Genomic DNA, 14,470 nt, shown 5'->3' with positions numbered 1-14,470 from the left:
TGCTGATCCTGGATGAACCCACGCGTGGCATCGACGTCGGTGCCAAGTTCGAGATCTACAACATCATCAGCAAGCTGGCGGCCGAGGGCAAGTGCATCATCATGATCTCCTCGGAAATGCCGGAACTGCTGGGCATGTGCGACCGCATCTACGTGATGAACGAAGGCCAGTTCGTGGGCCACCTGCCCAAGGCCGAGGCCACGCAGGAAAGCATCATGCGCGCCATCATGCGCAACAAGCGCATTGATGATCCGGGCCTGTCGCAAGCCGCCTGAACACCCATTATCAAGCCGGAGCCAAACCGGCAGCATCACCCATAAAGTCCATCAAGACCAGAGAGCACCCGAGGAGCAAGACAATGGAGAGCATTGACATGAGCAAGAAACCGGCCGTCGCCAGCGGCGCCGTCGAAAAGAAGGACTACGGCAGCTTCCTGAAGAACAACATGCGCGAATACGGCATGCTGATGTCGCTGGTGGCCATCATGGCCTTCTTCCAGATCATGACCGACGGCACGCTGATGCGTCCGCTGAACCTGACCAACCTGGTCCTGCAGAACAGCTACATCGTCATCATGGCGCTGGGCATGCTGATGGTGATCGTGGCCGGCCACATCGACCTGTCGGTGGGTTCGGTGGTGGGCCTGATCGGCGCACTGGCCGCCGTGCTGATGGTGGATTACGGCTGGGGCTTCGTGCCGGCCTCCATCGTCTGCCTGATCGCCGGCGCCCTGATCGGTGCAGCGCAGGGCTACTGGATCGCCTACTTCAAGATCCCGTCCTTCATCGTCACCCTGGCCGGCATGCTGGTATTCAAGGGCATGGCGCTGGCACTGCTGCAAGGCCAGTCCCTGGGCCCCTTCCCGCAGACCTTCCAGATGCTGTCCTCGGGCTTCATCCCTGAGCTGACCGACAACACCGCCTTCCGCACTACCTCGCTGATCGTCGGTATCATCGCCGCCGTGGTGCTGATCCTGGTGAAGCTGCATGGCCGCCGCAAGCAGACCAAGCACGGCATGGAAGATGAACCGGCCATGTTCTTCCTGCTCAAGAACGGCGTCTTCGCCATCGCCATCATCGCCTTCAGCTACCTGCTGTCGACCTATCGCGGCATGCCCAACGTGCTGATCATCATGTTCGCGCTGATGGTGCTCTACACCTTCATCACCAGCCGCACCACCCTGGGCCGCCGCGTCTACGCCGTGGGCGGCAATGAGAAGGCGGCCAAGCTGTCGGGCATCAAGACCGAGCGCGTGTCCTTCTTCACCTTCGTCAACATGGGCGTGCTGGCGGCACTGGCCGGCCTGATCTTCGCAGCGCGCCTGAACACTGCCACCCCCAAGGCGGGCCTGGGCTTCGAACTGGACGTGATCGCAGCCTGCTTCATCGGCGGCGCATCGGCTTCCGGTGGCGTGGGCAAGGTCATGGGTGCGGTCATCGGCGCCTTCATCATGGGCGTGATGAACAACGGCATGTCCATCATGGGCATCGGCATCGACTACCAGCAGATGATCAAGGGCCTGGTCCTGCTGATGGCCGTCTGCTTCGACGTCTACAACAAGAACAAGTAATCCGGATCAAGCAAGGCGGGCCTGGCGCCCGCCTTTTGCATTCGGGTGCAAGCGTTTTTCGAGATCCTTCGTTTTCTGTCATTCGGGAATTCAACAATGAGTAGCGACAAAAAAGACAAGAGCCGCACCCTGCGCTCGGCCGGCTGGTTCGGTACCGCCGACAAGAACGGTTTCATGTACCGCAGCTGGATGAAGAACCAGGGCATCCCCGACCACGAGTTCCAGGGCAAGCCGGTCATCGGCATCTGCAACACCTGGTCGGAACTGACGCCCTGCAACGCCCACTTCCGCAAGATCGCCGAACACGTGCGTCGCGGCATCATCGAAGCCGGCGGCTTCCCGGTGGAATTCCCGGTGTTCTCCAACGGTGAATCCAACCTGCGCCCGACCGCCATGCTGACCCGCAACCTGGCCAGCATGGACGTGGAAGAATCGATCCGCGGCAATCCGATCGACGGCGTGGTGCTGCTGACCGGCTGCGACAAGACCACCCCGGCCCTGCTGATGGGCGCGGCCAGCTGCGACGTGCCGGCCATCGTCGTCACCGGCGGTCCGATGCTCAACGGCAAGCACCAGGGCCGCGACATCGGTTCCGGTACCGTGGTGTGGCAATTGTCGGAACAGGTCAAGGCCGGTGAAATCACCATCCACGACTTCATGGCGGCCGAGGCCGGCATGTCGCGTTCGGCCGGTACCTGCAACACCATGGGCACTGCCTCCACCATGGCCTGCATGGCCGAGTCGCTGGGCGTGTCGCTGCCGCACAATGCGGCGATTCCGGCCGTGGATGCGCGCCGTTATGTTCTCGCGCACTTGTCCGGCATGCGTATCGTCGACATGGTCTGGGAAGGCCTGACCCTGTCCAAGATCCTGACCCGCAAGGCCTTCGAGAATGCGATCCGGACCAACGCCGCCATCGGTGGTTCCACCAATGCCGTGATCCACCTGAAGGCCATCGCCGGCCGCATCGGCGTGGACCTGGAACTGGAAGACTGGACCCGCATCGGCCGTGGCACCCCGACCATCGTCGACCTGCAGCCCTCCGGCCGCTACCTGATGGAAGAGTTCTACTACGCCGGTGGCCTGCCTGCCGTGCTGCGCCGCATGGGCGAAGCCGACCTGCTGCCGCACAAGGATGCCCTGACCGTCAACGGCCAGACCATGTGGGACAACGTCAAGGATGCGCCGATCTACAACGATGAGGTAGTGCGCCCGCTGGCCAAGCCGCTGATCGAGGATGGCGGCATCTGCATCCTGCGCGGCAACCTGGCACCGCGCGGCGCGGTACTGAAGCCGTCGGCCGCCACGCCCGAGCTGATGAAGCATCGCGGCCGCGCCGTGGTCTTCGAGGACTTCGCGCACTACAAGGAACGCATCAACGATCCTGACCTGGACGTCGATGCCAGCTGCGTGCTGGTGATGAAGAACGTCGGCCCCAAGGGTTATCCGGGCATGGCCGAAGTGGGCAACATGGGCTTGCCGCCCAAGGTGCTGGCCACCGGTGTGAAGGACATGGTCCGCATTTCGGATGCGCGCATGAGCGGTACCGCCTACGGCACCGTGATCCTGCACGTGGCGCCGGAAGCGGCTGCCGGCGGTCCGCTGGGCATCGTGCAGGATGGCGACTTCATCGAGCTCGACGCCTACGCCGGCAAGCTGCAGCTGGACATCAGCGAAGAAGAGATGCAGCGCCGCCTGGCCGAACGCGCCAAGGTGCTGGCCGAACGCAAGCCGGAGATGGCCGGCGGTTACCAGTCCCTGTATGTGGACCGCGTGCTGCAGGCTGACGAAGGCTGTGACTTCGACTTCCTGGTCGGTTGCCGTGGCGCGGCCGTGCCCAAGCACTCGCACTGATCTTCTTCCCGTCATCATGATGCCGGTGCTGCGCTGAGCGCGCGCACCGGCCTGCAAGGAAACCTCATGAGCAATACTCCCCAGAACGTGCAACTGGCGAACTTCCCCAGCCTCAAGGGCAAGCGCGTCTTCATCACCGGCGGCGGCACCGGCATCGGTGCGGCCATCGTCGAAGCGTTCGCGCAACAAGGTGCGCATGTGGCCTTCGTCGATATCGCCACCGAAGCCAGCGAAGCACTGTGCAATGACATCGCGGCAGCCGGCCACCCCAAGCCGCTGTTCCGTCATTGCGACCTGCGCGACATTCCCGCCTTCCAGGCGACCATCGCCGAGCTGCAAGGACAGCTGGGCGATTTCGACGTGCTGGTCAACAATGCCGCCAACGATCAGCGCCACAAGCTGGAAGAAGTGACGCTGGAATACTGGAACGACCGCATCGCCATCAACCAGCGTCCGTCCTTCTTCGCCGTGCAGTCGGTGGTGGAAGGCATGAAGCGCCGCGGTGGCGGTTCCATCATCAACTTCAGCTCGATCAGCTGGCACCAGTCCGGTGGCGGCTTCCCGGTCTATACCACGGCCAAGGCCTCGACCCTGGGCCTGACCCGTGGCCTGGCGCGCGACCTCGGTCCGCACAAGATCCGCGTCAATACCGTGACGCCGGGCTGGGTCATGACCGAACGCCAGATCAAGCTGTGGCTGGATGAAGAAGGCAAGAAGGCGATCGCGCGCAATCAATGCCTGCAGGGTGACCTGCTGCCCTGGCACCTGGCGCGCATGGTGCTGTTCCTGGCGGCGGACGACAGCGCGATGTGTACCGCGCAGGAATTCATCGTCGACGCCGGATGGGTGTGAGCGGTTTGACGAAGCGCTTCTGCGCTGCGGACCAGAAAGAGTCGCCAAATGGCGACTCTTTTTTTGCGCAAAATTTGCGCAAAGGCCAAAAGAGTGTCGAAGCGGGAAGAGAAGCGAGGCCGTTTCAGGAAAAAGCTGTATGACAGCTTGAAAAAACTTAGTTTTTTACCTGCCTGAAGTGTTGTTTTTTTGCTGCGTTTTTTTAAAGTTTTGCGTCGCGCGAATTCAGTTTTGTTCCTGCGATTCCGGCCGTTTTCAGAGAGGCTTACGCTTCCTTACATTTCTTAATAAAACTCGGCGCAGGAAACCGACCCCGGCATGACCCATGCCCGGGCAGACGGGGGAATCAGTAAATCATTTTCGCCACTTCGCGGATGGACTGCAGCACCAGGTTGGCTCCGGGCGAGAGCAGGTTGTCCTGGCGCGTGATGATGCCGAAGCCGGCCATGCGGCAGGGTAGTTCGATGGGCAGGATGTCCATCAGGCGGGCCTGGGTGTAGTAGCGCGCCACTTCGGTGGGCATGGCGTAGATGAAATCGGTCTGCTGCAACAGGCTCGTGATGAACAGGATGGCGGTGGTGTCGACCACGTTGGAGGGCGGCGCCAGGCCTTGCTCGCGGAACATCTGGTCGCAGCGCGCGCGCAGGATGCTGCCCTTGGGGGCCATGATCCAGGCCTCGCTGGCGAGGTCGGCCAGGCTCAGGTCGGTGCGGGTGTGGAAGGGATGGCCCACCCGCGCCACGGCGCACACCGGCTCGTCGGCCAGCTCTTCATAGAGCAGGCCGCCACGGGCTTCCTCATCCAGGATGCGGCCGATGATGAAGTCCAGCTCGCCGTGCAGCAGGCGCGAGAGCAGGATGTTGCTGCTTTCCACTTCGACGCCGATGCGCAACATTGGCGCTTGTTCCTTGACCCGCGCGATGGCCGGCGGCAACAAGGCCATGCCGGGCGAGAGGATCACGCCCACATCGACCTGGCCGGACAGGCCGGACTTCAGGGCCACGATGTCCTCGTGCGCCTTGGACAGGCTGGTCAGGGCCATGCGCGCATGGCGGATCATGGCCTCGCCATAGATGGTGGGCCGCATGCCGCGCGGCAGGCGCTCGAACAGGGACACGCCCAGCATGTCTTCGAGGTCCTTGAGTTGCTTGGAAGCAGCCGGCTGCGTCATGTTCAGCTCGCTGGCGGCGCGGTGGATGTTGCGGGTGTCGTCGAGAGCGATCAGCAGCAGGAGCTGACGGGTCTTCAATCGCGCCCGCAGAAACCAGTTCGGGTCACTGTTTTTCATAAGTCTCCGGGGACGGTTTTCTAAATTTTTTCAATCGTTTTTTTATTAGGAATTGATGATATCAAATCGCATATCGGAATTGCTAAAGATTTCATTGGAAAGACATGAACTGAATACTTAGTATCTAGCCACATTCCGGGCTGTACAGGAGACAACCAGCACAGCAGCGGGATGAAAAGAGAAGAAGGTCGGGCAGCATCAAAAACAACAAGTTGGGAGACTGTCAGGAGTCCGTCAGGATCCAGGGGTCTGAAGTGCAACGCTGCACGGCCAAGCCCACCGACGAAAAAAATTTTAAACGGCAATATCCACGGAGACTATTCATGAAGCAAGTGAAGCCATCCTTTATTGGAGCAAAGACCCTGTGCGCGCTCGCGCTGATGGGTGCGTTCTCGGCACAGGCGCAGGCGCAAAGCAGTGTCACCATTTACGGCCGTGTTGTGGCTGGCGTCGACTTCCAGACCAATGCCGGTACCAACGGTCAAGGTTCCAAGTGGAGCGCAGCCAACAACCAATGGGGCACCAGCATGATCGGCTTCAAGGGCACGGAAGACCTGGGCGGCGGTACCAATGCCTTCTTCCTGCTGGAATCCGGTTTCAACTCGACCAAGGGCAGCTTCAACGGTTCTGATACCAGCAGCGGTACCGCACTGTTCAATCGCCGTTCCTATGTCGGCCTGTCCTCGGCAACCGCTGGCTCCGTCAAGTTCGGCAAGAACCTGTTCATCAACAACGACGTCTGGTATCTGGACCCGACCGGTCAGCAAGCCATCGGTACCTCGACCTTGGTCAATGGCCGCAACTGGCCTGGCGCGTCGAACATCATCGAGTACAACAGCCCTGACATGGGTGGTTTCACCGTCAACCTGCAGACCAGCCTGGGCGAAAAACCGGGTTCGTTCAATGGTGGCGTGCCCAACGCTGGTACCAGCGATGGCCGCAAGGACGGCATCTCGCTGGCCTACCAGAAGAACGGCCTGGAATTGCGCGCGATCTATGACGTAGTCCGCGATGCCAATGGTAACTACGATGACCTGTGGAAACACTCCAAGGAGCTGATCCTGGGTGGTACCTACAAGTTCGACAAGCTGAAGATGTTCGTCGGCTATGAGAATCTGCGTGCTCCGAACGCTGCGGCTGGCGCTCCGGACCGGGCCAACCACTACTGGATCGGTGCCAACTATGACGTCACCTCGCAGCTGCAGCTGATCGCCTCGTGGTTCCACGTCAATGCCAACAACGCTTCGGTCAATGCGGCCGGCGTGGGTAATGGCGGCGGTACGTCCAACCTGTACATGGCTGGTATCAATTACTTCCTGTCCAAGCGTACCCTGTTGTACGTTGACGTTGGCACCGTGCGTAACGGCACTGGCGCTGGTCACGTCCTGGAAAACGGCGCCGACAACGGCGTTTCCGGCCTGAAGCAGACCGGCGGTTACTTCGGTATCGCCCACTCGTTCTGATGCAACGAACAGCAGTAATGTAATCCTTCCTGAGGTGGTCTTGATGTAGTTGAGGGTGGGCGCAAGCCCACCCTTTTTTGTCTTTGTGGCAGACGTTTCCGGTATCTGCCGCAGTCATGCCGAAAACAATTTATATTGTTTATCTTGTTTATTTCATTTTCTTGATTTGCAGGCGGAACCCCGATGAATGCGCAATTGCTGGTCGATGGACATCATGAACTGGGCGAAGGAGTACTCTGGTGCGAGCGCTCGCAGACGGTCTTCTGGACCGACATCCACGCCTCCCGCCTGTGGAACCATGATCCGGCCAGCGGTGCCACGCGCAGCTGGAGCATGCCGGAACGCCTGTGCTGCTTTGCCTTCACGGCTGATGCCCGGCGCCTGCTGATCGGGCTCGCATCGCGTCTGGCCTTCTTCGACCTGGACACCGGCAGCATCAGCCCGATCTGCCGCATCGAAGATGACCTGCCGACCACGCGGCTGAACGATGGCCGTTGCGACCGCCAGGGCCGTTTCGTCTTCGGAACATTGAACGAGGACGCGGGCCGCGACCCCATCGCCAGCTTCTATCGTCTCAATGCGGACCTCAGTCTGGAGCGCCTGGCGCTGCCGGGCATCGCCATTTCCAACAGCATCTGCTTCAGCCTCGATGGCAAGCTGATGTATCACTGCGATTCCATGGCCGGCAAGATCATGGTGTGTGATTACGACACCGACAGCGGCGCGGTCAGCCATCAGCGCGTCTTCGCCGATCTGGCGCAGCAGCCGGGCGGCCCCGATGGGTCGACCGTCGATGCGGAGGGGTACCTGTGGAATGCCCAGTGGGGTGGTGCGCGCGTGGTGCGCTTCGCGCCCGATGGCAGCATTGACCGCATCGTCGAAGTGCGGACTGCGCAGCCGTCCTGTGTGGCCTTCGGCGGGGCTGCCTTCGATACCTTGTTCGTGACTACGGCTCACGAGGGCATGAGCGCCGAACAGCGCGTGCAAGACGAGCTGGCCGGTGGCTTGTTCAGCGTGCCGCATCTCGATGTGCGCGGCTTGCCTGAAGTGCGTTTCGCCGGCTGAGGCCGTCTGCGGCGTGGGGCTTTCGCTCCCCACGCCATCCTTTCATCGGGTTCGCTTCAGGACCCGAAACTCGAATCCCCCATCAGCCGCGACAGCCGTGCCGAGATTTCCTGGACGATGCCTTGCACCTCGTCCAGGCTGGGATTGACCTTCTTGTCGATGCGTTCGATATAGGGCACGTTCAAGGCCGCCAGCATGCGGTTGTTGGCCCCCATCACCGGATAGGACAGGTTGATCACGCCACGGATCTGCCGGCTTTCCATGCGCGAGTGGCCGCGTTTGCGCGTGTCCTCGATCTGGCGCATCAGTTGCGCCGTCTCGATTTCCTGTTCGCCATCCATGCGCACGTGCGCGGCCAGCATGCTGGCGCGTTCGGCTTCATCGCGGAAGGCCAGCAACACGTGGCCGGATGCGGTGTCAGTCAGGCTCACCAGCGCCCCGACCTTCAGGCCGAAGGCCCAGCGTTCGGGGCTGTCGACCTGCGCCACCACGATCACGCGGCCCGCTTCGTAGACCGTCAGGTGGGTGGACTGCATGGAGCGATTGGCCAGCTCGCGCATGTGGGGCAGGGCGGTGCTCACCAGCGAGCGGATCGGCTGATGATGATGGGCCAGCTCAAACAGTTTCAGGGAGAGCCGGTAATGGTCGTTGTCGGCCACCAGGTAACCGCGCTGTTCCAGCGTGACCACCATGCGGAAGATCTCATTGACGCTGCGTCCCAGTTGCCGCGAGATCTGGTTCAGGGTCAGCATCTGTTCCGAGCGGCTCAGCAACTCCAGGATATCCAGTCCCTTGTCCAGTGCCGGCGCGGCGTAGCGCGTCTTGCCGGCGGCGCTGTCCTCTTCGTGGTCGGCGGCCGTCTGCACGGCGGGAGCCTCGGCGGGATTGAGTTTGCGGGTTCTGGGCATGGCGTTTTCCGGGTGCGACAGGGGACGGTAGATCGCAAAAGCGGGCTTTTCTGGGGCCGGATTGTAGGGGATTTTGATGAAAAATCCATTTTATTCGTAAAATAATTTTTCATGCATGATCTCTTGACCTCGCCTCGTCATCCCAAAATCGATATCGGTCAGATCGGAAACTTCATCGGACTGGCCCGGCAATGGGAGGATAATCAAGGTTATGCTCTGGCACTCACAGATGAAATGATATTTTACTTGTGAGTATAAACAAAAGAGGGGCCTGGCCCCGGAGACGATCACCCCAGGCTGTCCGCCACGGATGGCCCCGCCGATTGCGGCACGCCACCGCAGCGGCATCCACGCTAGAGACCGATGACCAAGATTACTGCCCTGCGCGTGCTGGACGTGCGCTTTCCCACTTCGCAATCGCTGGATGGGTCGGATGCGATGAATCCGGATCCGGATTACTCCGCCGCCTACGTCATCCTCGATACCGACAATGAGCAACTGAAGGGCCACGGCCTGACCTTCACCATCGGTCGCGGCAACGAGATCTGCTGTGCCGCCATCCGCGCCATGGAGCATTTGGTGGTGGGCCTGGACCTGGACTGGATCGCCGCCGACATGGGCCGCTTCTGGCGTCATGTCACCTCTGACAGCCAGCTGCGCTGGATCGGCCCGGACAAGGGCGCGATCCACCTGGCCACCGGCGCAGTGGTCAATGCCGCCTGGGACCTGTGGGCCAAGGCGGCCGGCAAGCCGGTGTGGAAGCTGGTGGCTGACATGTCGCCCGAGGAACTGGTGCGCACCATCGATTTCCGCTACATCACCGATTGCATCACCCCGGATGAAGCACTCGCCCTGCTGCGCGAAAAGGAAGCCGGCAAGGCCGAACGCCTGCGGCTGCTGGAGCAGGAAGGTTATCCCTGCTACACCACCTCGGCCGGCTGGCTGGGCTATGACGACGCCAAGCTGCGCCGCCTGTGCCAGGAAGCCATCGACCAGGGCTTCAATTACGTCAAGCTCAAGGTCGGCCGCGACCTGGAAGACGACAAGCGCCGCGTGCGCATTGCCCGCGAAGTGCTGGGCCCGGACCGCAATCTGATGATCGATGCCAACCAGGTGTGGGAAGTGGATCAGGCCATCGACTGGGTCAATGAATTGGCCTTTGCGCAACCCTGGTTCATCGAGGAGCCGACCAGCCCGGATGACGTGGAGGGCCACCGCAAGATCCGCGCCGGCATTGGTGCGGTCAAGGTCGCCACCGGCGAAATGTGCCAGAACCGCGTGCTGTTCAAGCAGTTCATCATGCGCGATGCCATCGATGTGGTGCAGATCGATTCCTGCCGTCTCGGTGGCGTCAATGAAATCCTGGCCGTCATGCTGATGGCCGCGAAATATGGCAAGGTGGTCTGCCCGCATGCGGGTGGCGTGGGCCTGTGCGAATATGTGCAGCACCTGTCGATGATCGACTACCTGTGCATCTCCGGCAGCAAGGAAGGGCGCGTGACCGAATACGTGGACCACCTGCACGAACACTTCGTCGATCCCTGCGTGATCCGCAATGCGGCCTACATGCCGCCCAGCCTGCCGGGGTTTTCGATCGAAATGAAGCCCGCTTCACTGGAGCAGTACCGCTTCCGGGGTTGAGACTGCATCCACTACAACAAGATGAACGAAAACGGAGACTGATGTGGATTTGAACCTGCAAGACAAGGTCGTCATCGTGACCGGCGGCGCTTCCGGCATCGGCGGCGCGATCAGCCTGCAACTGGCTGCCGAAGGCGCGATTCCCGTGGTGTTCGCGCGCAGCGAGCCGGACCCGCAGTTCTGGGCGCGACTGACTGGACTGCAGCCGCGCGCCGCGCTGTTCCAGCTGGAATTGCAGGACGAGGCGCGCTGTGGCGAGGCCGTGGCCGAGACCGTGCGCCGCTTTGGCCGTCTCGATGGCCTGGTCAACAATGCCGGGGTCAATGACAGCGTGGGCCTGGATGCGGGGCGCAATGAGTTTGTCGCTTCGCTGGAACGCAACCTGATCCACTACTACGTGATGGCGCATTACTGCGTGCCTCACCTGAAGGCCACGCGCGGCGCGATCCTGAACGTCTCTTCCAAGACGGCCCTCACCGGCCAGGGCAACACCAGTGGCTATTGCGCCTCCAAGGGTGCGCAGCTGTCGCTGACCCGCGAATGGGCTGCCGCCTTGCGTGATGACGGCGTGCGCGTCAATGCCTTGATACCGGCGGAAGTCATGACCCCGCTCTACGAGAAATGGATTGCCACTTTCGAGAATCCGCAGGAGAAGCTGGACGCCATCACCAGCAAGATCCCGCTCGGCAAGCGTTTCACGACCTCTGAGGAAATGGCCGACATGGCCGTGTTCCTGCTCTCGGGCCGCTCCTCGCATACCACCGGGCAATGGGTGTTCGTCGATGGGGGCTATACCCATCTCGACCGCGCCCTGACTTGAGGCCGCCATGCGTACCGTGCTGGCCCTCGATCTGAAGGATGATCCCGCGCTGATCGCCGAGTATGAACAGCACCATCAGCGCATCTGGCCCGAGATCGCCGCCCATTTGCGCCGACAGGGCGTGACCGGGATGGAAATCCATCGTCTCGGGACGCGCATGGTGATGGTGATGGAGACCGATGACGCGGTGTTCGACGCCGCCGCCATGGCAGCGGCCAGCGAGCGTGATCCCAAGGTGCAGGCGTGGGAAGCGCTGATGTGGCGCTTCCAGGCCGCGACGCCCTGGACACCGGCCGGAGAGAAGTGGGTGCCGATGACGCGCATCTTCGATCTGTCGGCGCAGGAAGACGGGAAAGATTAAGTTTCCATTGCAGCAAAGTTTAGTTTTTGCAAATCGCTTTCTAAGTTTTTCGCAAGGCGGTACAGTAGGTATCAGCAGGTATCAGTAGGTAGCAGCAGGCAGCACGCAAGACCGTAGTCCCCGAAAAGCAGCGACCGCAGAGTCGCGCAAACGATGGCCAGGACCTGTTCCGGCCAGCACTGCATCCGCATCCGAGGTGAGCATGCAACAAGAACACGAGACACAAGCCCGCGCATCGGCATCGGCATCCGCTACACCGCTGATCGCCCTGCGCAATGTCAGCAAGCGCTTTCCCGGCGTGCTGGCGCTGGACAATTGCCAGTTCGAACTGGTGGCCGGTGAAGTCCACGCCCTGATGGGCGAGAACGGTGCCGGCAAATCCACGCTGATGAAGATCCTCTCCGGCGTCTACCAGCGCGACAGCGGCGACATCCTGCTCGACGGCAAGCCGGTGGAGATCGCCGAGCCGCGCCAGGCGCAGGCCTTGGGCATCGGCATCATCCATCAGGAACTGAACCTGATGAATCACCTGTCCGCCGCGCAGAACATCTTCATCGGCCGCGAGCCGCGCAAGGGTTTCGGCCTCATCATCGACGAAGAGCAACTGAACCGCCAGGCCGCCGCCATCTTCGCCCGCATGCGGCTCGACATGGATCCGCGCACGCCCGTCGGCAACCTGACCGTGGCCCGCCAGCAGATGGTGGAAATCGCCAAGGCACTGTCCTTCGATTCGCGCGTGCTCATCATGGATGAGCCGACCGCCGCGCTCAACAACGCCGAAATCGCCGAACTGTTCCGCATCATCCGCGACCTGCAGGCGCAGGGCGTGGGCATCGTCTACATCTCGCACAAGATGGACGAACTGCGCCAGATCGCCGATCGCGTCAGCGTCATGCGTGATGGCAAGTACATCGCCACCGTGCCGATGCAGGGCACCTCCATGGACACCATCATTTCCATGATGGTGGGCCGCGCGCTCGATGGCGAGCAACGCATGCCGCCCGATACCTCCGGCAATGAAGTGGTGCTGGAAGTGCGCGGACTCAATCGCGGCCGCGCCATCCGCGATGTCAGCTTCAAATTGCGCCGGGGCGAGATCCTCGGTTTCGCCGGCCTCATGGGGGCGGGCCGTACGGAAGTGGCGCGCGCCATCTTCGGTGCCGATCCGCTGGAGTCGGGCGAGATCATCATCCACGGCGGCAAGGCCGTGATCCGCCAGCCGGCCGATGCGGTGGCGCATGGCATCGGCTACCTGTCGGAAGACCGCAAGCATTTCGGATTGGCCGTGGGCATGGACGTGCAGGCCAACATCGCACTCTCCAGCATGGGACGGTTCACCAAGGCCGGCTTCATGGACCAGCGCGCGATTCGTGAAGTGGCGCAAGGCTATGTGCGCCAGCTGGCCATCAAGACCCCCTCGGTGGAACAGCAGGCGCGCCTGCTCTCCGGCGGCAACCAGCAGAAGATCGTGATTGCCAAGTGGCTGCTGCGCGACTGCGACATCCTGTTCTTCGATGAGCCCACGCGCGGCATCGACATCGGTGCCAAGAGCGAAATCTACAAGCTGCTTGATGCACTGGCCGAGCAGGGCAAGGCCATCGTGATGATTTCCTCCGAGCTGCCCGAGGTGCTGCGCATGAGCCATCGCATCCTGGTGATGTGCGAAGGCCGCGTGACCGGTGAACTGGCGCGCGCCGATGCCACCCAGGAAAACATCATGCAACTGGCCACGCAGCGCGAATCGGCCGTGGCGCAATAAGCGCCACCGGGCTTCCAGACATTACAAGAGAGACAGACCGATCATGGCAAACCAAATCCACTCCGCCCCTTCCGCATCCACCATGGCCAATACCGCTTCCCCCTCGGGCCTGCGCGCCCGCCTGTTCAATCCGGCCGCACGCCAGAAGCTGCTGGCCTTTGCCAGCCTGCTGCTGATGATCCTGTTCTTCAGCTTCGCCTCGCCCAACTTCATGGAGGTGGACAACCTGGTCAGCATCCTGCAGTCCACCGCCGTCAACGGCGTGCTGGCCATCGCCTGCACCTACGTCATCATCACCTCCGGCATCGACCTGTCGGTGGGCACCATGATGACTTTCTGCGCCGTCATGGCCGGGGTGGTGCTGACCAACTGGGGCATGCCGCTGCCGCTGGGCATCGCTGCGGCGATCTTCTTCGGGGCGCTCTCGGGCTGGGTTTCCGGCATGGTGATCGCCAAGCTCAAGGTGCCGCCCTTCATCGCCACGCTGGGCATGATGATGCTGTTGAAGGGCCTGTCGCTGGTGATCTCCGGAACGCGCCCGATCTACTTCAACGATACCGAGGGTTTCTCGGCCATCGCCCAGGATTCGCTGATTGGTGACCTGATTCCCTCGCTGCCGATTCCCAATGCGGTGCTGATCCTGTTCATCGTCGCCATCGGTGCCTCCGTCATCCTCAACAAGACGGTGTTCGGCCGCTATACCTTTGCCCTGGGCAGCAATGAGGAAGCACTGCGCCTGTCGGGCGTGAAGGTGGATTTCTGGAAGGTCGCGGTCTATACCTTCTCGGGAGCCATCTGCGGCATCGCCGGCCTGATCATCGCCTCCCGCCTGAATTCGGCGCAGCCTGCGCTGGGCCAGGGTTACGAACTGGATGCGATTGCCGCCGTG

Annotated in this window: 12 protein-coding genes and 1 pseudogene; 11 read left to right on the top strand and 2 right to left on the bottom strand. The window is 61.7% G+C overall.

Translation table 11 applies throughout. The features are described from left to right. The 4 genes and pseudogenes from B3873_RS01210 to B3873_RS01195 form a co-directional block, all read left to right on the top strand. Positions 1-275 (top strand): annotated as a pseudogene (locus B3873_RS01210) (ABC transporter ATP-binding protein); the annotation flags it as partial. Positions 276-358: 83 nt separating this feature from the next. Next, positions 359-1,570, top strand: coding sequence for a multiple monosaccharide ABC transporter permease (gene mmsB / locus B3873_RS01205; RefSeq protein WP_286863645.1), 1,212 nt, complete (start codon positions 359-361; stop codon positions 1,568-1,570). Positions 1,571-1,666: 96 nt separating this feature from the next. Next, on the top strand, positions 1,667-3,424 hold the full coding sequence (locus tag B3873_RS01200; protein WP_039789103.1) for an IlvD/Edd family dehydratase: 1,758 nt from the start codon (positions 1,667-1,669) through the stop codon (positions 3,422-3,424). Positions 3,425-3,490: 66 nt separating this feature from the next. Then, positions 3,491-4,276 carry an SDR family NAD(P)-dependent oxidoreductase gene (locus B3873_RS01195; RefSeq protein WP_039789823.1) on the top strand — a complete coding sequence of 262 codons (786 nt, stop codon included), beginning with the start codon at positions 3,491-3,493 and terminating at the stop codon, positions 4,274-4,276. 346 nt (positions 4,277-4,622) lie between these two features. Here B3873_RS01195 and B3873_RS01190 read toward each other — a convergent pair whose 3' ends face one another. Then, positions 4,623-5,564, bottom strand: a complete 942-nt coding sequence (locus tag B3873_RS01190) for a LysR family transcriptional regulator (RefSeq protein WP_286863643.1) — start codon at positions 5,562-5,564, stop codon at positions 4,623-4,625. 323 nt (positions 5,565-5,887) lie between these two features. Between B3873_RS01190 and B3873_RS01185 the strand changes: the two genes are divergently transcribed. Continuing rightward, positions 5,888-7,027 (top strand): porin, encoded by a 1,140-nt coding sequence (locus B3873_RS01185; RefSeq protein WP_286863642.1) that lies wholly within the window; start codon positions 5,888-5,890, stop codon positions 7,025-7,027. Between the two features lie 183 nt (positions 7,028-7,210). Beyond that, a complete protein-coding gene (locus B3873_RS01180; RefSeq protein WP_286863640.1) occupies positions 7,211-8,092 on the top strand; it encodes an SMP-30/gluconolactonase/LRE family protein in 882 nt (293 codons plus the stop codon). Between the two features lie 56 nt (positions 8,093-8,148). Here B3873_RS01180 and B3873_RS01175 read toward each other — a convergent pair whose 3' ends face one another. Next, positions 8,149-9,000 carry an IclR family transcriptional regulator gene (locus tag B3873_RS01175; protein ID WP_039789097.1) on the bottom strand — a complete coding sequence of 284 codons (852 nt, stop codon included), beginning with the start codon at positions 8,998-9,000 and terminating at the stop codon, positions 8,149-8,151. A gap of 363 nt (positions 9,001-9,363) precedes the next feature. On the opposite strand from B3873_RS01175, the gene B3873_RS01170 reads away from it, so the two are divergent. The 5 genes from B3873_RS01170 to B3873_RS01150 all read left to right on the top strand — a co-directional run. Next, complete coding sequence (locus B3873_RS01170; RefSeq protein ID WP_286863639.1) at positions 9,364-10,641, top strand: L-fuconate dehydratase; 1,278 nt, start codon at positions 9,364-9,366, stop codon at positions 10,639-10,641. Positions 10,642-10,684: 43 nt separating this feature from the next. Next, positions 10,685-11,461, top strand: coding sequence for an SDR family oxidoreductase (locus tag B3873_RS01165; protein ID WP_039789094.1), 777 nt, complete (start codon positions 10,685-10,687; stop codon positions 11,459-11,461). A 7-nt stretch (positions 11,462-11,468) separates the two neighbouring features. Further along, positions 11,469-11,822: an L-rhamnose mutarotase gene (locus B3873_RS01160; protein WP_121044363.1), complete on the top strand. Its 354-nt coding sequence runs from the start codon at positions 11,469-11,471 to the stop codon at positions 11,820-11,822. Positions 11,823-12,024: 202 nt separating this feature from the next. Further along, the gene (locus tag B3873_RS01155; RefSeq protein ID WP_286863638.1) at positions 12,025-13,581 is read left to right on the top strand and encodes a sugar ABC transporter ATP-binding protein; all 1,557 of its coding nucleotides are present in this window, start codon (positions 12,025-12,027) and stop codon (positions 13,579-13,581) included. Between the two features lie 43 nt (positions 13,582-13,624). After that, positions 13,625-14,470 (top strand): ABC transporter permease (locus B3873_RS01150; protein WP_286863637.1); only part of this gene is annotated, 846 nt, incomplete at its 3' end.

It is taken from the genome of Herbaspirillum sp. UBA812, from assembly GCF_002296545.1.
GTDB classification, from domain to species: Bacteria; Pseudomonadota; Gammaproteobacteria; order Burkholderiales; family Burkholderiaceae_D; genus Herbaspirillum; species Herbaspirillum huttiense.
The sequence above is the reverse complement of the archived record's forward strand: the minus strand, read 5'-3'. Positions and strand labels throughout refer to the sequence as shown.